This window comes from Geomonas paludis, from assembly GCF_014193585.1.
Classification (GTDB): domain Bacteria; phylum Desulfobacterota; class Desulfuromonadia; order Geobacterales; family Geobacteraceae; genus Geomonas; species Geomonas paludis.
The window spans coordinates 583,923-603,936 of sequence record NZ_BLXY01000001.1; the positions used below are offsets into that span (position 1 = coordinate 583,923).

The window sequence follows — 20,014 nt, forward strand, 5'->3', positions numbered from 1 at the left end:
TCAGGCGTATTGTCAACGGCAACCGTGTCAGAAAAAACGCAGGAAAATTTTCCATTTCCCAGCACTGCGGGAGGCATCGCTGCCGGGGGCGCCGCATCATCCTGTCCATCTGGAAGACGGCCAGCAGCTTCAGCATGAGCCCCCCCTGGGAGAGCTGGCGCAATCCGGCCTCGTCGATCTCGCGGTCGAGGAGGACCCGGTCGTAGACCCGCCGGTGGCCGTGGTTGAGATCGTTGGGGGTGAGCTGGTAGAGGGAGTCGAGCAGGCCCATGTGCCTGGCCAGCTGGCGCGAGAGGGCGTGGCAAGCAGATAGAGGTAGACATGGATCACTTCTGGTGATGTGTGTCTGATCGTGGATATAGCCGCTCCGCGGCAGGTGCGCATTTGTAGGGTCGATGGGTGCTTTTGAATTGAAAGCCGTTAACTAAGCGTGGTATCTTGCCGGTCGCGTGTGGCAAATCCATGAAAACCTGTGGAGCCGATGAGCCGACTAAACCTGGGCAGAAGGGCACCCGTCGGCTGTTGGCAAAATATGGCGCCGCGCTCCTGTGCGTCCGGTACAGATATGATGAAGAGGCCGGAGAAAACCTGACGACAGATGGGACCCAGAGCAAAAGGTATGGCGGGTAAACTACGGATCGATCAAGACCGATTCAGCAATCGTGGACCGGGATTGTTCCAGAGTAAAAGGAAAAGTCAGACTCCGCCATTATGTCACCTATATAGGGGATGAGTGGTCACTTATATAGCCAGCTATATAAGGCACAAATCATCTATATACGGATACCAATCAACAACGAGTTGGAAGATTAAAGGAAAAACCATGGTTGTTCTAAACTGGGACGTTCACAGATGGCAAACGGAATTTGAGTTGGATAATTTGAAGGACTATTTCCACCTCATGGAAGCCCAGTTTCAGGCAGCAATGGACGCAGAAAAGGAAAAATTGCAGCAGTGGCCACCGCCTAACCTGAATGAAGAAGAATTTGCAATTTGGGAGTCAGAAGTTGAATTCTTCAGAGAGCGATATGAATTCGATTTCCCATCAAAGATCAGGTATTCATATGTGGTGCTACTTTACATCACACTTGAAGATAGACTAAGAGCTGTATGTGACGAAATCGCAAAACGCAGAAAGCTTACTATCACAGAGAACAATCTCAAAGGTTCGGTAATTGAGAGGACAAAACTTTTTTTGACACGGGTAGCATCGGTGCCTGTTCAGGACACAGATGCTTGGCAATGGCTTAATGACTTTCAAAAAGTTAGGGACTGTATTATTCATGCCAATGGTTGCACCGCACAATCAAGGGATAAGAAGAGACTTATAGAACTGGCAAGAAAGGACATTGGCTTATCACTTTTAGTCGAAAACATTGTAATCGATCAGAAATATTACCAGACAACAATGCTAATGATACAAAGATGTTTTCAGACCATCTTCGAGTCAGCTGGTTTCGGCCCATCAACTATAGTGCCGATAATTCCTGATGATGCTGGAGATAGCAGCGCATAAAGGCGGTTCCAACACGGACAGTGGACCGGTCGCGACAAAGCCCGCGCCGGTCATCGCCGACCCGTTATGCAAAGAAAATAGAAGGAGTCGCAAATGAGTATTATGAAGCTTCTTGACCCCATCCTTGAAGTTTGGCTACCGACAAAATGGTCAAGATGGGCAGTTGGGGTAACAATACTATTAGCAACATTCGCCACGCGTCTCCCGGAGTTTCTGCCATTAGCAGGCTATACATTACTTGACCAACAAAAATTATTAGTACAGATACTTGCGCCAACATTGATATGTCTCATAGGAACATTTATTGTTCTGAATTTAGTAGTGCGGCATTCGAAGTCGCTTAAAGAAACGCACTCAAATGAAATTGAAGAACTAAAAAAAACGTACAACAAACAACAAGATAAACCTGAAAAGTTAACGCCTGTTGTTGACGAAAGCTTCGTGACCCAAAGTGTAGTCCTTGACGGCAAAAAATTTATTAGATGCGAATTTGATAGGTGCTCCCTTGTATTCAATGGTAGTGCCAATTTTGGGCTGGAACACTGCAACTTCACGGCTCCTAAACTAATTTTTGGGGACAGTGCTGGCATCACCATGTTTCAAATAAGTAAAATGAGTGGCGACCCTGCTTTTGCCAAAATGATTGAAATGACAATCAATGAATATAAAACCGACAAAAAACAGGACAAATAACAGCGCTCATATCCACATAAGCTCGCCTCCTTTTGTCTTGTGAGTCGGAGGACATGGCATTACCACGTCCTTAGTCTCGGGGCAGTGAAGAGCAGGTGAAAGAAGGTCCTTGGGAATGACGAAGGGAGGCTCGGTGCAAGAGGCCCTGAACGATCTTGAGAGTGGTGAAATCCTGAGCCGGGAGCAGGCGGCGCTGCTGCGCCGGATCTACGGTCGGGAACTATTTTCGGTGCACTGGGAGCTGCGGCTGCTCCTCTATGGCGGCATCCTGATCCTGACTACCGGACTCGGTCTGCTTGTCGCCAAACATTTTGCCTCCATCGGCCACCTGACCCTGCTCGCGACCATCGCCCTGGGATGCGCGGCGTGTTTTGCCTACTGCCTGCGCCACGGTGGCGGCTTCTCTCGGGATGGACTCCCGACGCCCGACGCGGCCTACGACTATGTCCTCCTGCTCGGCTGCCTCCTCCTCGGAACGCTACAGGGCTATCTGGAACTCCGCTACCAACTCCTCGCCCAATACTGGAACTGGTGGCTGCTGGTCTCCGCCCTGACGTATCTCCTCTGCGCCCACTATTTTGACAATCGCCTGGTCCTCTCCCTGGCCCTCTCCACCCTCGGCGCTTGGCTCGGAGTCAAGACGAGCCTGCTCGGCGCGGGGCTCTGGGATGGCACCCTGCGCGACAACGCCCTCTTCTTCGGGGCCTTGGTTGTGGCGGCGGGTGCGGTACAGACCCGACTCGGCTGGAAACGCCACTTCCTCCCAGTCCACCTGCACCTCGGGGTCAACGTACTCCTGGCCGCCTTGGTCGCCGGGGTCGCCCCCCGCGCCACAGGTCCGGCCTATCTTGCCGGCCTGCTGCTGGCCGGCAGCGGCAGCGCCCTCTACGCCCTGCGTGAACGCAGTTTCGCCTTCCTCCTGTACGCCGTCCTTTATGGCTATCTCGGCATCACCATCTTCGTGTTCAATCGCGGTCACTGGAGCAGTGAAGGGGGCATACTCTACTTCCTGGTCAGCGCAGCGTCGTTGCTGACGGCCCTGGTGGCATTGCATCGCCGCTTTAGGAGTGCCGAATGATAGCCCTCTATGAGAAAGGCGAGCGCCGGGTGGCGGTGGTGGAGGAGGCGCGGCGCTGGCAGGAGGCCGGCATCGTTACCGCCGAGCAGGCAGCGATGGTGGCGGAGCGCTATCGGCCGGAACTGGTGCGCGTGAACGTTTTTATCCGCATCCTCCTCGGCTTGTTCACCACGGTCGGAGTGGCGGCTCTGGTGGCGCTGCCGGCTGTCATTTTCGAGGTCAAGGAAGTGGGGGGCACTCTGTTGTGTCTGATCTTTGCCCCCCTCTGCGCCTGGGTCGCCGATCACGAGCTCATAGCCGGCCGCCGCCTATATCGCTGCGGCGCCGAGGAGGCACTGCTGCTACAGGCGGTCGGCATGCTCGCCCTGGCGGTTGCCATCCCCGCTCACGACTGGGGGCACAGCGCGGAACGCCTGGCGTGGCTGGTGGCGCACGTAATCGTCCTCGGTGGAGCGGTCCTGCTGACGGTCCGCTACGGCTATGCCTTGGCGGCGTTCGGGGCGATGCTCGCCCTCGCCGGTCTTCCCTTCCATGTCGCGGATGTTCTCCATTGGCAGCAGCCGCACCTTCCTCGGCTCGTCCTTCTGCTGCTGCTCACGGTAGCGGCAAGCTGGGCGCAACTGCGACTCGTTGGCCGCAACAGCCTGCCTCGCGGATACGTCTGGTCTCTGGAGACTGTGCGCCTCGCGGCCTGGGCGGGGATCTATCTTGACGTGAACCTCTTTGCTCACCGACTCATCTGGCGGGAATGGCTTGGGTGGACGCCGGTAGACTCGCTTTTCCCTTGGAGCGACCACTTCTGTGTCCTGCTTACCGCCATCCTGCCGGTGGTGGCTTTTGCGATGGGAATCGGCCGCCGCGACCGGGCGCTGCTCTGGTTTGGCGTTGTCTCTGCCATCCTGTCGATCCTCACCCTCAAGTACTACGTACATTTCGGGCATCTTGCCGAAGAGTTGACGGCTGCGGGGCTGTTGGTGGCCGGTCTCGCCTTCGGTCTGCTGCGCTGGCTGCGCGCCGGCTTGAAGCGCTGCCGGGGCGCCTTTACCGCAGAACCGCTCCTTGAACCACGCCTCTATGGTCTCAATGCCGAGGCGTTGGCGGCAATCCAGCCCCTCGCCCCGGCGGCCAGGGTGTCACAGGCAGAGGGATTTCAACCGGGCGGTGGTACCTTCGGGGGAGGCGGAGCATCCGGCCGCTATTAGTGGATCCGTGTGAGGATGAAGAACTTCGGGGGGACGTTGTTGAGATTTTGACATTTGCAGGTATGTAAACAGCTCCTACTCCATCAGTCGCTCGGTCCTCTACCACCTCCGTTGAACAGATTCTCCGCTCCCAGCTATCGGCTGTTCTGATGGCTGAGCCGTCTAGTTGCCCAGTTGACAGTGAATACGTTGTCCTGTAGTGTCCCCCATCACCCTTATGATGAGCCGGCCGGTTGTCTGTGGTTTTCTATGGCTTTAGGAGAGAATATCGAGCGTGGGTTCGACTATGATGCGCTGTACCTACGCCCGAGTTGGTTTGTCCTTCCGATTCTCTTTTTCAAACAGTTCTCTCGGAGGCCGATCCGATGAAAATCCAGCACATTATCCCTCTTTTGTTTTGCAGCCTGATTTTTTATGGCAGCGTATCCGCCGCGGCTCCGCTTAAGCCTCACGTCGGCAACGGGTTGCGCCTGCAGATCCAGTTGGGGCATTCGGGCGGAGTCGACAGCGTCGCCTTCTCCCCCGACGGCCGGCGGATACTGACGGGGAGCAATGATCATACCGCGAAGCTCTGGGACGCCAGGACGGGCCAGGAAATCCGCGCCTTCCTGGGACATTCGCACAACGTCAATAGCGTTGCCTTCTCTCCTGACGGTCGCCGGGTGCTGACGGGGAGCAGTGACCATACCGCGAGGCTCTGGGACACCGGGACGGGTCAGGAAATACGTGCCTTCCAAGGGCATCCTTCTGGTGTCACCAGCGTCGCCTTCTCCCCTGACGGCCGCCTGATACTGACGGGGGGCGGCGACAACACCGTGAAGCTCTGGGACACGGAGACCGGTCAGGAGGTTCGTGCCTTCCAGGGGCATTCGGGCTGGGTCCACTGCGTCGCCTTTTCCCCGGATGGCCGGTCGGTACTGACGGTGAGCCTAGACGAGACCGCGAGACTCTGGGACACCGGGACGGGTCGTGAAATCCGTACCTTCCTGGGGCATTCGGACGGGGTCATCAGTGCCGCCTTCTCCCCCGACGGCGGGCGGATACTGACGGGTAGCTTGGACCAAACCGCGAAGCTCTGGGACGTCGAGACGGGTCGTGAGATCCGGTCCTTCAGTGGGCATTCGTCCGGTGTCAAAGGCGTCGCCTTCTCCCCTGACGGCCGGCGGGTACTGACGGGGAGCTGGGACCACACCGCGAAGCTCTGGGACGCTGAAACGGGTCGTGAGATACGTGTCTTCCAAGGGCATTCAAACAATGTCAACAGCGTCGCCTTCTCTCCCGATGGCAGGCAGCTACTCACCGGTAGCGATGACCACACAGCGAAACTCCTGGATGCTGAAACGGGTCGTGAGATACTTGCCCTCCAAGGGCATTCAGGCAGTGCCAGCAGCGTCGCCTTCTCTCCCGATGGCGGGCGGCTGCTGCATGGGGGCAATCTCTGGGACGCTGAGACGGGTCGGGAGATCAGCGCCTTCCGGCATGCGTGGCTCGACGGTGCCACCTTCTCCCCCGACGGCCAGCAGATACTTTCTGGGAACTGGGAGAACACCGCGAAGCTCTGGGACACGGAAACGGGCCGGGAGATCCGCGCCTTCCAGGGGCATTCGGCATATGTCCTTTGCGCTGTCTTCTCACCTGACGGCCGGCGGGTACTCACAGGAAGCTCGGACCAAAGCGCTAAGCTCTGGGAGACGGGGACGGGCCGGGAAATCCGTGCCTTCCGCGGGCATGCGTCTGCTGTCGACAGCGTCGCTTTCTCCCCTGACGGCCGGCGGGTGCTGACGGGGAGCTTAGACAATGACGCGAAGCTCTGGGATGCTGAGACGGGGCAGGAGATCCGTACCTTCCGGGGACATTCGAAATATGTCAACAGCGTCGCCTTCTCTCCTGACGGTCGCCGGGTGCTGACGGGAAGCTCGGACAATACGGCGAAACTCTGGGATGCTGAGACGGGTCAGGAGATCCGTACCTTCCAGGGGCATTCGGGCTGGGTCCACAGCGTCGCCTTCTCTCCTGACGGTCGCCGGGTGCTGACGGGAAGTGGGGACACTACGGCGAAACTCTGGGATGCTGAGACGGGTCGGGAGATCCGCGCCTTCCGGGGGCATTCGTATTTGGTCGAGAAGGTAGCCTTCTCCCCGGATGGCCGGCTGGTAATGACGGGGAGTTGGGACACTACCGCGAAGCTCTGGGACGCTGAGACGGGCCGGGAGCTTGCGACACTGGTTTCCTTCACCGACGGCACCTGGGCGGTGGTCGACCAGGAAGGGCGCTTCGATGCCAGCAGCGGCGGTGAGGTGAAAGGACTGCACTGGGTCTACAAGGACGAGCCTATCGCACTGTCCCAGTTCAAGGAGCGCTACTACGAGCCCGCGCTTTTGGCCAAGATCATGGGCTTCAACAGGGAGCCGCTGCGCAAGGTCGATTCCTTTGCCTCGGTAGCCCTTTTCCCGGAAATGAAGGTCGATCCGCCATCGGAGCACAGCTCTATCGCCACAATCCACCTGAAAAACCGTGGCGGCGGCATCGGCCGGGTGCGGGTGCTGGTGAACGGCAAGGAGATCGCCGCCGATGCCCGCGGCCCCAAGCCCGATCCCGCTGCCGGGTCCTTAGAGCTACCGGTGGAGATACCGGAATCGCTCCTCAAGCCCGGCGAAGAAAACAGCATCGAGGTGCTGGCCTGGAACGGCGAGGGGTACCTCTCCAGCCGGGGCAACCCGATCCGGTTCCGCGCTCCGCCTGCCGTCAAGATCGAGCCACCTACCCTGTACGCCATCGTCGCCGGCGTCTCCAGATACGCGAACCCAGTCATGAACCTGACCTTCTCCGGCAAGGACGCCTCCGACATGGCCCAGGCGCTTTCCGTCTCAGCCAGGCGGCTCTTCGGGGCTGAGAAGGTGCATATCTCTCTCCTTTCCGACTACCCCTCACACTCACAAAGCGAAGATGCCCTCAAAAGCCTGCCCCTTACCCGCGAAAACCTGGAAAACGCTTTCCGCCAGGCGCACAAAGCCAAGGCTGGCGACGTATTGGTCATCTACCTGGCTGGCCACGGCGTCATGAGCCCCGGCGAAGGCTCCGACTATTACTATCTTACTTCCGAGGCCAGAACCACGGACCTCTCCGATCCGGTCGTCCGCAGGCAATCAGGCGTCTCCAGCAGCGAGCTGACCGAGTGGATCAAGTTGATCCCAGCCCTTAAGCAGGTCATGGTGATGGATACCTGCGCGGCAGGAGGGGCTGTTGCGAAACTGGTGGAAAAACGTTCCCTTTCCAGCGACCAGGTCCGCTCCCTTGACCGTCTCAAGGACCGTACCGGCTTCCATGTGCTGATGGGAGCCGCCGCCGACAAGCAGAGTTTGGAAGCGACCCAGTACGGCCAGGGGCTACTCACCTGGGCCATCCTGCAAGGAATGAAGGGGGCTGCCCTGCGGGACGACCAGTTTGTCGATGTGCAAAAACTTTTCCAGCACGTGGCCGACGAGGTGCCCCGTCTGGCCAGGTCTGTTGGCGGCATCCAGAAACCGCTGATCGCCTCCCCCAGTGGCAGCAGCTTCGACATCGGCCAGTTGACCGCTACGGACAAATCACTAATTCCACTAGCCACCGTTAAGCCCATGATTCTGAAAGCAAGCTTTCAGGATGAAGTGGACTATGATGACACCATCTCACTTGGAAAAGAGGTCAACAGCCAACTGCGGGAACAGTCGGCTCGGTTGCGCGGGGATCATCTGGTCTATGTAGATGCCGACGAACTGCCGGGGGCCTGGCGCATGTCTGGTCGGTACGCGCTTGATGGAGCCACGGTAACGGTGAAGGTGGTTATGCGTGAAGGCAAGGTACGAAAGGATTTCAATATAATAGGCAAGGCTGATGATCTGCCTGGTCTGGCAGTCGCCATACTGGATCGGGCGCAAGGATTGTTGCGAGAATAGAGCGATTCAGCAGATTATTACCTTCGTAACTGCAGGCCAGCAAGGGGCTCCGTGAGGTATTCTACTTCGACCGGTGTTTTGCTCAGTTCGGCTCGCACGGGGACTTGAGTCGGATGAACGTAAAGTGACGAGGTATAGGGAAGTTTTCTCCAGACCGGAGAGGGGCGGAGCCAAACGGAAAAAGGCCCCTGATTTTTATCAGGGGCCTTCTCTAGTATGGTCGGAATGAGAGGATTCGAACCTCCGACCCCCTGCTCCCGAAGCAGGTGCGCTACCAGGCTGCGCTACATTCCGGTTTTGAAACTCTGACGGGTCAATCAGGAGGAGAGATATAACAGCATTGACCTCGGCTTGTCAAGCATTAACAACGACGGCAATGCAAAATATCCATTTTCGCTCTTTCAGCTCCCGCCATTCGTCAAAGGAAGTGCGGTCCGGAGCCGTTCATTTCCGCCGGGGGGCGGCCCGGAGCCCGAGGGGGCACAAGGGAAGAAAAACGTTGTCATCGCCTGGTGGAAGTGTTAAAAACCTTCTCTTCAGGTTGTTTGCGGAGTGTGCATGGCCATCAGGGACTTACGGGACTTTCTCGCCGTGCTGGACACCGCAGGTGAGCTGCATCGGGTGGATGCGGAGGTGGATTCCGAACTGGAAATCGCCTGCATCACCGACCGGCAGAGCAAGCTTCCCGGTGGCGGCAAGGCCCTTCTCTTCCATAACGTCAAGGGAAGTCCCTACCCTGTGGCAACCAACCTCTTCGGCTCCCCCTCCCGCATGGCGCTTGCGCTCCAGGTCGAACACCTTTCCCTGCTGACGGGCAAGATGGAACAGCTCCTAGCTGCACCCGGGAGCGCGCCGGCTCCGACCCTGGTGCGCCAGGCACCGTGCCAGGAGGTGGTCGAGCGGCATCCGGACCTGGGAAGCTACCCTTTCCTTAAGAGCTGGCCGGGTGACGGCGGGCGCTTCATCACGCTCCCCCTGGTGTTCACCCGCGATGCCGGGACCGGGGCCGGCAACTGCGGCATGTACCGGGTCCGGCTCTTCGACGACGGCTGTGTGGGGATCCGCTGGAAGGCCGGCAGCGGCGGCTTCGGCCACCACCAGAACTACCAGGCGGCGGGACGGCCGATGCCGGTGGCGATCGCCGTCGGCGCCGCTCCCGCGCTGACGCTGGCCGCGATGCTCCCTTTGCCCGAACCGCTGGAGGAGGTCTCCTTCGCCGGGTATCTGCACGGGGCGCCCCTGGCCATGGTCCCCTGCCTCGACTCCGGGCTGATGGTTCCGGCCGATGCGGAACTGGTCATCGAAGGGGTGATCGACCCCGGCGCCACCCGCCGCGAGGGCGCTTTCGGCAACCACACCGGGAGCTACGATGCCGGCGAAGAGGTGCCCCTGGTGCGGGTCACTTGCGTCACCCGCAGGAAAGATCCCATCTGCCCGGCGACGGTGGTCGGCCCCCCGCCCATGGAGGACTGCTACCTGGCCAAGGCCGCCGAGCGGCTGCTGCTGCCGCTGCTGCGCCGGCAATGCCCGGAGATCGTCGACTTGGTCATGCCGGTGGAGGGAATCTTCCATGGCTGCGCCGTCATCTCCATCGAGAAGAAGACGGCCGGGCAGGGACGCCGGGTGCTGGAGCGCCTGCGCAGCGAGGGATGGCTGAAACGGGGCAAGCTCCTGGTGGTCGTGGACGAGACCGGGCAAGGACTTACCCTGGCGCACGGTTTTTGGCAGGCACTGAATGCGGTCCGTTTCCCCGCCGACCTGGTGGTGACGCCGGACGGCTGCCTCGGTGTCGACGCCACGGGCAAGCTCCCGGAAGAAGGCGGTGAGCCGAAGCAATTGTTGCAACCGGATGCATCGGTAAGGGCCCGGGTTGAGCGGAGATGGCGGGAATACGGTTTTCTCTGAGCACGGGGCGAGAAAGGAACTCATGAGCAGTCAGGCAGGAGTAGAAATGACGATGTACGCCAGGATCAAGGTATTCCTGGAGATGATAAAGTTCAGCCACACCATATTTGCGCTCCCCTTCGCCTTCACCGGCGCGCTGCTGGCAGCCAAGGGGCTCCCCACCCTGGCGCAGGCGGGTTGGATCGTGCTGGCCATGGTGGGGGCCCGCACCGCGGCCATGGGGCTGAACCGGGTCATCGACGCCGACATCGACGGCCGCAATCCCCGCACCGCCGGGCGTGCCATCCCGGCAGGGCTGCTGGGGCGCGGCTCGGTCATCGTCTTCATCGTGCTTTCCGTGCTGCTCATGCTCTTTGCGGCGCGCATGCTGAACCCGCTGTGCCTCTACCTGTCGCCGGTGGCCCTCGGCTTCATCCTCCTCTATTCCTACTGCAAGCGGTTTACCGCCCTGGCGCATGTGGTGCTCGGCATCTGCCTCGCCGGGGCCCCGCTGGGAGCCTGGATCGCCATCCGCGGCAGCGCCGACCTGCCCGCGTTCCTGCTGGCGTTTGCCGTCCTGTTCTGGGTGGCCGGATTCGACATCCTCTACGCCCTGCAGGACATGGAGTTCGACCGGCAAAGCGGGCTGCACTCCATTCCCGCCAAGCTCGGCCTGAACGGTTCACTTTGGACCTCGCGCATCTTTCACCTTGTTTCCTGCCTGTTCCTGCTCGCCCTCCATCTTTACCTGGGGCTCGGCGCCTTCTTCCTGGCCGGCCTGGTCGCCACCTGCGGCATGCTGCTGTACGAGCACCACCTGCTGCGCGGCGGCAACCTCGACGCCCTCGATGCCGCCTTCTTCAACATGAACGGGTACATCAGCGTGACCCTCTTCTTGGCCACCCTGCTGGATACCCTGAGCGCGGGGGCGGTGTGAAGCAGCGCCATTTCGTCATCGCCATAACCGGGGCCTCCGGCAGCATCTACGCGCTCAGGTTGATCGAGGAACTCTTGCGCTCGGCAGCGCGGGTCAGCGTGCTCATCACCGAGGCGGGCTTTGCGGTGTTGCGCGAGGAGTGCGGCCTGGAGTGGGGCGGTGCGGCGCAGGTGGTGCAGGAGCAACTGCGGCAGAGGTTGGGTGACGGCGGCGAGCTGCGCTACTACGCCTGCGATGATCTTTTCGCCCCCATCGCCAGCGGCTCGTCGGCGCCCGACGCCATGCTGGTGGTTCCCTGTTCCATGGGGACCCTGTCCCGCATCAGCTGCGGCAACGCCGGCAATCTCCTGGAGCGGGCCGCGGACGTGATGCTCAAGGAGGCGCGCCCCCTGGTGCTGGTACCGCGGGAGACCCCGTTCAACGCCATCCACCTGGAGCACATGTTGAAGCTGTCCCGGCTGGGGGTGAGGATCGTACCGGCCATGCCGGGCTTTTACCACCAGCCGCAGACCATGGAAGACCTGGTGGACTTCGTGGTCGGCAAGGTGCTGGACAGCGTGCAGGTGGAGCACACCCTGTTCCGGCGCTGGGGCGGCGAGTAAGCGAGGACAGCTGTCCGACGTCCGACCAGTCCGACCAGTCCGACCAGTCCGACCGGTCCGACCGGTCTGACCGGTCTGACAAGAAAGGAAAGAACCACCAATGACATTTGCAGCCATAAAAGACAAAGTCCTGGCCGGCGCCCGCATCGACGAAGCCGAAGCGCTGCTGCTGTTCCGGCACCCCAACCTCCTCGAGTTGGGCGAGCTGGCCCAGGCGGTGAACGAGCGGCGCAACGGCCGCAAGGTCTTCTTCAACGTCAACCGCCACATCAACCACACCAACATCTGCGTCAACCGCTGCCGCTTCTGTGCCTTCTTCCGCAGGGCGGGCGAGGACGGCGCCTACCTGATGACGCTGGACGAGGTGCGCGCCCGCGCCGAAGAGGCGCTGCAGCAGGGTGCCACCGAAATTCACGTGGTGGGCGGGCTGCACCCCGATCTCCCCTTCGAGTTCTACCTGGAACTGCTGGGGACCATCAAGTCGGTCTCCCCGGCGCTGCACGTCAAGGCCTTCACCGCCGTCGAGATCGCCTACCTGGCCGACCTCGCCAAGCTTTCCATCCCGCAGACCCTGGAGAAGCTGAAAGAGGCGGGGCTCGGCTCGCTCCCCGGCGGCGGGGCCGAGATCTTCGCCCCGGAGATCCGTGACCAGCTCTGCCCCGAGAAGATCAGCGGCGCGCAGTGGCTCGCCATCATGGAGCAGGTGCACCAGGCAGGGCTCAAGTCCAACGCCACCATGCTCTACGGCCACCTGGAGAGCATCGAGGACCGGGTCGACCACATGCGCCAGTTGCGGGAGCTGCAGGACAGGACCGGCGGTTTTCAGGTCTTCATCCCGCTCGCCTTCCAGCCCGAGCACTCCCAGTTGAAGATCGCCGGCAGCGGCACCAGCGGTGTCGACGACCTGCGCACCCTTGCCGTCGGCCGCATCTACCTGGACAACTTCGCCAACGTCAAGGCCTACTGGGTCATGCTGGGCGAGAAGATCGCCCAGGTTGCGCTCTGCTTCGGCGTCAACGACCTGGACGGCACCGTAGTCGAGGAGCGCATCGGTCACGAAGCCGGCGCCGACACCCCGCAGGCGATGAGCCGCGACGGCATCGTCACCATGATCCGCAAGGCCGGCCGCATTCCCGTCGAGCGCGACACCCTCTACCGCGAGCTCCGGGTTTATTAAATTCTGCCCCGTCCACCGGGTCCACCAGGTCCATTGGGTCCACCGGGTCCACCACCCCGTTGCCCTTTAGCCAAGAAAGCCGCAGGTCCACCGCCATGCTCAACACCATCACCGAAAAAGTCGCCGCCGGCGCCGACCTGACCTTCGAAGAGGCGCTCTGGTGCCTCACCCAGGCCGATCTCCTTGCCGTCGGCCGCATCGCCGACTCCATCCGCCGCAGCATGCACCCCGAGGGATGCGTCAGCTTCGTCGTGGACCGCAACGTCAACTACACCAACGTCTGCGAATCCCAGTGCAAGTTCTGCGCGTTCTACCGCAACCCCGAGGCCGATGACGCCTACCTCCTGGACAACGAGACCATCATGGCCAAGATCCGGGAACTGGTCGACCAGGGGGGGACGCAACTCCTGATGCAGGGCGGGCTGCACCCCTCCCTCGACATCACCTACTTCGAGACCCTGTTCCGCGAGATCAAGCGCCGCTTCCCGGGTGTCCAGAACCATTCCCTGTCGCCGGCGGAGATCACCCATACCGCCAAGCTCTCCGGACTTTCCATTCCCGAGACGCTGAAGCGCCTGAAGGAAGCCGGGCTCGACTCGGTGCCGGGGGGCGGGGCGGAGATCCTGGTGGACAGCGTCCGTGCCGAGATCTCCCCGAAGAAGATCGGCTGGCAGGGGTGGGCGGCGGTCATGCGCGAGGCGGCGCAACTGGGCATGCCCACCACGGCGACCATGATGTTCGGCAGCAAGGAGCGCATCGAGGATGTGGTCGAGCACCTGTTCCGGGTGCGCGAGCTGCAGGCTGAAGGTGGCAGCTTCACCGCCTTCATCCCCTGGACCTACCAGCCCGGCAACACGGAACTGGGCGGCGAGACCGCTAGCGGCGTGGAGTACCTCAAGGTGCTGGCCCTGTCCCGCATCGTGCTCAGGAACATCCCCAATATCCAGGCAAGCTGGGTGACACAAGGGGCGAAGATGGCGCAGGTCGCGCTCTTCTTCGGGGCCAACGACGTGGGCGGCACCATGCTGGAAGAAAACGTGGTGGCGGCGGCGGGGTGCCGCTTCCGCATCTCTCAGCAGCAGATGATCGACCTCATTAAGGGCGCGGGCTTCACGCCGGTGCGCCGCACCACCCTGTACCGGGAACTGGAGCGGTATTAGCGGCTGGCCTTTGACTTTCTCATTGAATTCCGGTTATAGTCACAGTTCGAATCCGCCAGCAAAGGAGTTGCCATGATCACCCTGCGGCAAAACATCGCAGAGATGGCCGGCTATGTCCCCGGCTTCCAGCCCGAAGACATCGCCTCCTACATCAAGCTGAACACCAACGAGAACCCGTATCCGCCGTCCCCGCAGGTGATCGAGGCCATCGCCAAAGAGGTCGGCGAGGGGCTGCGCCGTTACCCGGACGCGGCCAGCCGCCTGGCGCGCGAGGAGGCCGGCCGGTTGTACGGTTTCGATCCCTCCTGGATCATCATGGCCAACGGCTCGGACGAGGTGCTCAACAACCTGATCCGCGCCTTCGCCGGCGAGGGCGAGGAGATCGCCTACATCCATCCCTCGTACTCGTACTACGGCACGCTGGCGGAAGTGCAGGGAGCCAAGGTGCGCACCTTCGGCCTGACCGAGGCTTTCGAGCCGGAAGGGATCCCGGAGCGTTACGACGCCAAGCTCTTCTTCCTGACCAACCCGAACGCGCCGCTTGGTTTCACCTATAGCCAGAACTACATCGCGGACCTCGCCGGGCGCCTCTCCGGGATGCTGGTGGTGGACGAGGCATACGTGGACTTCGCGGAGGAGACTTCGCTGGAACTGGTGCGCTCCTTCGACAACGTCGTAGTCACTCGCACCTTCTCCAAGAGCTATTCGCTCGCCGGTATGAGGCTCGGCCTCGCCGTCGCGCGTCCCGAGGTGATCGCGGCTCTCAATAAGATCCGCGACCACTACAACCTGGACCGTCTGGCGCAGGCGGCCGCCACCGCGGCGCTGCACGACCAGGCCTACTTCCTGGAGTGCGTGGCCAAGATCAAGGAAACCCGCGCCTGGTTCAGCGCCGAACTGGAAAAGATTGGCTACCACGTCATCCCATCCAGCGGCAACTACGTCTTCGCGAGCCCTCCCGACCGGGACGGGACCCGCGTCTACCAGGGGCTGTACGACCGCAAGATCCTGGTGCGCCACTTCACCGACCCGAAGCTGCGCCACGGCCTGCGCATCACCATCGGCACCAGGGAGGAGATGGAGCGCACCATCCAGGCGCTGATCGAGATCGGCCCGGGACGGTAATACGGCAATTTTTTCGGCAGAAGCGGATCTGGGTTTGTACACAAAGTGAAAAAGTTGTAATCTTTCCGGCTGGCGCAGTCGCCGTGACCAGAGCAGGTCGCAAAACGCCAAATATCTCGCAAGCATATATAGATGCAGAAACGGACGGAACCATTTGCAGAACAAGAATAAAGCAACAAATCCCGCAGCGGCACATCTCGTTACCGACCAAAAGACCCTGGATGAACTCGTAGCGCGGCTCTCGAAGGAGTCGGTGCTTGCCTTCGACCTGGAAGCCGACTCGCTGCACCACTATACCGAGAAGGTCTGCCTGATCCAGGTCTCCTCGCCGTCGGAGACGCGCCTGATCGATCCGCTGGCCCCCATCGACGTGCGTGCGCTGGCGCCGATCTTCGCCAACCCGGCCATCAAGAAGATCTTCCACGGCGCGGACTACGACATGCGTTCGCTGTACCGCGACTTCGGCATCGAGGTGGTCAACCTCTTCGACACCATGATCGCCAGCCAGTTCCTGGGCGAGAGCGAGTTCGGCCTGGCGGCGCTCTTGAAGAAGCGCTTCGGCGTCGAACTGGACAAGCGCTACCAGAAGGCGGATTGGAGCAAGCGCCCCTTCTCCCAGGAGATGCTGGAGTACGCCATGAAGGACACCTCTCTCTTGATCGAGCTGTACCGTCAGCTCGAGGCCGAGTTGGTGGCTAAGGGGCGTCTGGCCTGGGTGGAGGAGGAATCCGAGCTGGTGGCGGGGGTGAGATCGCCGTCACGCGAGGGCGAGCTCATGTGCCTGCGCTTCAAGGGCGCCAACAAGATGAAGCCGCGCGAGCTGGCCGTCCTCGAGGAACTGCTCAAGTTCCGTGACGAGAAGGCGCGCATCGCCGACGTCCCCCCCTTCCGGATCCTCAGTAACGACCTGTTGCGCGAGCTCGCCGAGAAGCAGCCCAGGAGCAACTTCGAGCTGGTCGGCATCCACACCATGTCGTCCAAGCTGATCGAGCGGCTGGGGCGCGGGCTGCTGCAGGCGATCGCCAACGGGCTGGCCCTGCCGCAGGACAAGCTGCCGCAGGTGCAGGCAAGCCGCCGTCCGGTGCTGGACCGGCTCCAGGACGAGAAGGTGAAGCGGCTCAAGATCTGGCGCGAGGCGAAGTCGGCCCAGCTCGGCCTGGGTGTCGGGCTGGTGGCCAACAACACGCTCCTGGAGGCGCTTGCCGAGCCGGGTTCCTCGCAGAACGCGCTCTTGAAGCGCTGGCAGCGCGAGGCGTTCGGCGACGAGTTGGCCGCACTGATCTCCTGACAATCCCGACATTACCGACCGACGGGCGGGTTCCTTATGAGGAGCCCGCCTTTTTTCGTCCTATGAGTCCGCAGCAGGATGGATTTACATTAGAATGTCTTGTGCAGGTGGCACCCTGTTGTATAACATGATGCTGTGGCCGAAGCGAGGCCAGGGTCGGAGGGGCGAGCCATGCTCCTATACATAGGAACGAGCGGTTTTTCATACGGGGAATGGAAAGGGATCTTCTATCCGGGCGACCTGCCGGCCCGGGAGATGCTGCGTTATTACGGCGGGCAGTTCAACAGCGTGGAAATCAACAACACCTTCCACCGCATGCCGAAGGACACGATGCTGGCGGGGTGGCGCCACGAGGTGCCCGAAAACTTCAGGTTCGTGCTCAAGGCGCCGCAGCGCATCACCCACGTGAACCGGTTGCGGGACGTGTCGGACCCGGTTTCCTACTTCTTCGATGTCGCCGGGGTGATGGGGAGGCAGTTGGGCGCGGTCCTGTTCCAGCTTCCCCCGAGCCTGAAGAAGGACCTCCCCCTGCTGCACGATTTCCTGGCGCTGATCCCGCCGGGGCGCCGCGTCGCCCTGCAGTTTCGCCACCGCTCCTGGCTGGACGACGAGGTCTTTGCGCTCTTGCACCGAAACAACGCCGCGCTCTGCATCGCTGACATCGAGGGGGAGTTGGAGATTCCGGTCGTGGCGACGGCCACCTGGGGTTACCTGCGGCTGAGACGCCCGGAGTACCAGGTGGAGGATCTCAGGAAGTGGGCGGGACTGGTGCGGGGCAGGGGATGGAGCGAAGCCTTCGTCTTCTTCAAGCACGAGGACGAGGCGAAGGGGCCGCTCTTCGCGCGCCGGTTCGTCGAACTCGTTTCTGCGGGGTAGGCAGGCGGTTGAGCTCGGCGCGGTCGAGGCGGCTTTTCCCCCTCCCTAACCATCCCCCTCCGCGGGAGGGGATTGGAAGCGGTGAACTGTGCGGGCGGTTTCCGGACCGGGCGGGGCAGGGACTACAACATATTACTGATTGAAGGATAAAGGAGGCACAATGAGCGTCTGGAGCGTAGCCAAGATCGCGGCAACCAGGATCCCCTGGGGCAGGTTGATGGAGAACCTGCCGGTGGTGATGGATATGGCCAACCGCGCCAAGGGAAGGCTGATGGGGGCGGGGTCGCCCAGCGGCATCGAGGCCAGGCTGCACCATCTGGAAGAGGAGAACCGGAAGCTGGAGCGGGCGCTCCTGGAGACCTCGGGGCATCTGCAACTCACCATCAAGACGCTGAAGGTGGTGCTGGCCCGCGAGAAGCTGCTCATGGCGGTGGCGGGGGTGTCGCTGCTGGTCTCGATAGCCGCGCTTGTCGTCGCGCTCCGTTAGGGGACTGGCTCCGCCAGGTGCCTGTCCCCCTAGCCCTCCGTCCCCCTAAAGGAAAACCTAACTAGAGATGACCTCCCGCTAGCCCCTCTCCCCCGGGAGAGGGTGCCCAACGGGCGGGTGAGGGCTTTGCCGGCGGCGATAGTTTGCACTTTGCAACGCCCTCACCCTAGCCCTCTCCCAGAGGGAGAGGGCTAGGGTGAGGGCGGAAGATCATGTTCAATCAGTAAGAAAACGGGGGTGCGGCCGCGGCCGTCACCCCAGGTCTCCCCAGTGGAACTGCAGTATCGAGACCAGGGCCAGTCCCGCCGTCTCGGTGCGCAGGATCCGCTTTCCCAGCGTCACCGGGGTGAAGCCGCAGGCAAGGGCGGCGGCGACCTCTTCACTGGTCAGCCCGCCCTCCGGGCCGACCACGATGGCCACGCTTTCCGGCGCCTGGTAACGTTCCAGGCACTCCCGCAGCGTGGTCTTCTCTTCCCCTTCCCACAAAAGCAGCTTCACCGTGTGCGGCGCATCGCGCAGCACCTCTTTCAGGCTCCCGCCGATGGCGACCTGCGGGGCGGAGCTGCGCCCGCACTGGCGCGCCGCTTCCTGCACGATCTTCTCGAAACGCGTCAACTTGCCCGCCGTCTTCTCGCCGCGCAGTTTGACCACGGAGCGGGCGGCGTCGAAGGTGACCACCTCGGCGATGCCGAGCTCGGTGCATTTTTGCAGGATCAGGTCGAGCTTGTCCCCTTTGGGGAGCCCCTGGTACAGGGTGATGCGCAGCCCAGCTTCCGCCACCGGCGCGGCGGCGGTGGCCTCGATGCGGACGGTGAGGCTCTTGGGCCCCACCTCCTCGATGACACCGCTGTGGCGCCTGCCCTCGCCATCCACCAACTCCACCTCCGCCCCCTGCTTCAGCCGCAGCACGCGCGCCATGTGCCGGTACAGTTCGCCGGTGATGGTGGCTTCCCCGGCGTCGACCGGGTTGTCGCCCAGGAAGAAGCTGCGCATGCCTAGAGCGGCTTCCTCAGGGTGAGGCAGGACCACTCGGCCTCCCTCGGGTTTTCCACCAGCTCAAGGGCGGGGAAGCCGGCGCGGACGAACTCCTCCTTCTCGGTGAGGATACCGGAGAGGATCAGCCAGCCGCCGGGTGCGACGCGGGAGGTGAGCTGGTCGGAGAGGCGCACCAGTTCCTCGGCGAGGATGTTGGCGACCACCACGGCATAGCCGCCGGGAAGCTGGGACAGGTCGGTGGTGGAGGCCTTGACGACGCCGTCCACGCCGTTCAGTTCCAGGTTTTCCTGGGTCACCCGGACCGCTTCCGGGTCGATATCCACGGCCGTGATCTCGGTGGCGCCAAGGAGGGCGGCGGCGATACTGAGCACGCCTGAGCCGGTGCCGACGTCGAGGACCGGGTTGGGGAGTTGCTCGCCTTGGGCGGCAAAGGCGATCCGCTCCAGCGATTCCAGGCACATCTTGGTGGTGGGGTGGGCGCCGGTGCCGAAAGCCATGCCCGGGTCGATCTGGATCACCAGGTCCCCCTCGACCTGCTGGTACTCTTCCCAGGTCGGCTTGATCACCAGCCGCTTCCCGATGCGCACCGGTTTGAAGTGCACCTTCCAGTTGTTGGCCCAGTCCTCGTTCTTGATGACCGTGATCACCGGCGGGGTGTAGACGAAGCCGGGGAAGTCCGGCCCATGCTGGGCCAGGAACTGCTCGATCTTGATGCGCATGTCCTCGAGGGAGTCGTCCAGGGGGAGGTATCCCTTCACCGTCTTGATGCTGGTGTCTTCGAGGGTGTCCAGGGAAAAGGTGTCCAGGTGCAGGTTGTCCACGCCGACGCCGTTACCGGTCAGCTCTACCAGGAAGTCAGCTAATGTGTCGACCATCTCGGCCGGAACGTCACAGGCGATTTCCGCCCAGTCTGTAATCATAATGAGTTTCCGTCTCCTTTGGGGTTGCGAGTAGCCGCATTAAACTAGCAGAGAAATAAAGGAAATGGCAATGAAAACCTTGACATCCAAAAAAACTAGGGCGTAATTATAATTAAAATTTTTCCCGCATCTGCCGAT

16 protein-coding genes and 1 tRNA gene are annotated in these 20,014 nt (G+C 61.6%); 14 read left to right on the forward strand and 3 right to left on the reverse strand.

Annotation, left to right across the window (positions count from 1 at the left end; translation table 11 throughout):
* Positions 1-823: 823 nt before the first annotated feature.
* The 5 genes from H7687_RS02345 to H7687_RS02365 all read left to right on the forward strand — a co-directional run bounded on the left by H7687_RS02345 (position 824) and on the right by H7687_RS02365 (position 8,424).
* A complete protein-coding gene (locus tag H7687_RS02345; protein ID WP_183344703.1) occupies positions 824-1,516 on the forward strand; it encodes a hypothetical protein in 693 nt (230 codons plus the stop codon).
* Positions 1,517-1,609: 93 nt separating this feature from the next.
* Positions 1,610-2,209, forward strand: coding sequence for a hypothetical protein (locus tag H7687_RS02350; protein WP_183344705.1), 600 nt, complete (start codon positions 1,610-1,612; stop codon positions 2,207-2,209).
* A gap of 133 nt (positions 2,210-2,342) precedes the next feature.
* Complete coding sequence (locus H7687_RS02355) at positions 2,343-3,287, forward strand: DUF2157 domain-containing protein (protein ID WP_183344707.1); 945 nt, start codon at positions 2,343-2,345, stop codon at positions 3,285-3,287.
* On the forward strand, positions 3,284-4,489 hold the full coding sequence (locus H7687_RS02360; protein WP_183344708.1) for a hypothetical protein: 1,206 nt from the start codon (positions 3,284-3,286) through the stop codon (positions 4,487-4,489). Before H7687_RS02355 ends, H7687_RS02360 begins: the two co-directional genes overlap by 4 nt.
* A gap of 365 nt (positions 4,490-4,854) precedes the next feature.
* Positions 4,855-8,424 (forward strand): WD40 domain-containing protein, encoded by a 3,570-nt coding sequence (locus tag H7687_RS02365; RefSeq protein WP_183344710.1) that lies wholly within the window; start codon positions 4,855-4,857, stop codon positions 8,422-8,424.
* Between the two features lie 217 nt (positions 8,425-8,641).
* Here the strand turns inward: H7687_RS02365 and H7687_RS02370 are convergent.
* Positions 8,642-8,718: transfer RNA gene (locus tag H7687_RS02370), tRNA-Pro, on the reverse strand.
* A 264-nt stretch (positions 8,719-8,982) separates the two neighbouring features.
* Between H7687_RS02370 and H7687_RS02375 the strand changes: the two genes are divergently transcribed.
* From H7687_RS02375 to H7687_RS02415, 9 genes are all read left to right on the forward strand, one after another.
* Positions 8,983-10,329, forward strand: a complete 1,347-nt coding sequence (locus tag H7687_RS02375) for a UbiD family decarboxylase (RefSeq protein ID WP_183344712.1) — start codon at positions 8,983-8,985, stop codon at positions 10,327-10,329.
* Between the two features lie 46 nt (positions 10,330-10,375).
* A complete protein-coding gene (locus H7687_RS02380; protein ID WP_183344714.1) occupies positions 10,376-11,245 on the forward strand; it encodes a 4-hydroxybenzoate octaprenyltransferase in 870 nt (289 codons plus the stop codon).
* Positions 11,242-11,847, forward strand: coding sequence for a UbiX family flavin prenyltransferase (locus tag H7687_RS02385; protein ID WP_183344716.1), 606 nt, complete (start codon positions 11,242-11,244; stop codon positions 11,845-11,847). Before H7687_RS02380 ends, H7687_RS02385 begins: the two co-directional genes overlap by 4 nt.
* A 100-nt stretch (positions 11,848-11,947) precedes the next feature.
* Positions 11,948-13,024: an aminofutalosine synthase MqnE gene (gene mqnE, locus H7687_RS02390; protein WP_183344718.1), complete on the forward strand. Its 1,077-nt coding sequence runs from the start codon at positions 11,948-11,950 to the stop codon at positions 13,022-13,024.
* A 95-nt stretch (positions 13,025-13,119) separates the two neighbouring features.
* Complete coding sequence (mqnC, locus tag H7687_RS02395) at positions 13,120-14,184, forward strand: cyclic dehypoxanthinyl futalosine synthase (protein ID WP_183344719.1); 1,065 nt, start codon at positions 13,120-13,122, stop codon at positions 14,182-14,184.
* A 72-nt stretch (positions 14,185-14,256) separates the two neighbouring features.
* Positions 14,257-15,309: a histidinol-phosphate transaminase gene (gene hisC, locus H7687_RS02400; protein ID WP_183344722.1), complete on the forward strand. Its 1,053-nt coding sequence runs from the start codon at positions 14,257-14,259 to the stop codon at positions 15,307-15,309.
* A 154-nt stretch (positions 15,310-15,463) separates the two neighbouring features.
* Positions 15,464-16,597 (forward strand): ribonuclease D, encoded by a 1,134-nt coding sequence (locus H7687_RS02405; RefSeq protein WP_183344724.1) that lies wholly within the window; start codon positions 15,464-15,466, stop codon positions 16,595-16,597.
* A 171-nt stretch (positions 16,598-16,768) separates the two neighbouring features.
* On the forward strand, positions 16,769-17,473 hold the full coding sequence (locus H7687_RS02410; RefSeq protein ID WP_183344726.1) for a DUF72 domain-containing protein: 705 nt from the start codon (positions 16,769-16,771) through the stop codon (positions 17,471-17,473).
* Between the two features lie 160 nt (positions 17,474-17,633).
* A complete protein-coding gene (locus tag H7687_RS02415; protein ID WP_183344728.1) occupies positions 17,634-17,960 on the forward strand; it encodes a hypothetical protein in 327 nt (108 codons plus the stop codon).
* Between the two features lie 252 nt (positions 17,961-18,212).
* Here H7687_RS02415 and H7687_RS02420 read toward each other — a convergent pair whose 3' ends face one another.
* Positions 18,213-18,953 carry a 16S rRNA (uracil(1498)-N(3))-methyltransferase gene (locus H7687_RS02420; protein ID WP_183344730.1) on the reverse strand — a complete coding sequence of 247 codons (741 nt, stop codon included), beginning with the start codon at positions 18,951-18,953 and terminating at the stop codon, positions 18,213-18,215.
* Positions 18,954-18,955: 2 nt separating this feature from the next.
* Positions 18,956-19,876, reverse strand: coding sequence for a 50S ribosomal protein L11 methyltransferase (gene prmA / locus H7687_RS02425; RefSeq protein WP_183344732.1), 921 nt, complete (start codon positions 19,874-19,876; stop codon positions 18,956-18,958).
* Positions 19,877-20,014: the final 138 nt, after the last annotated feature.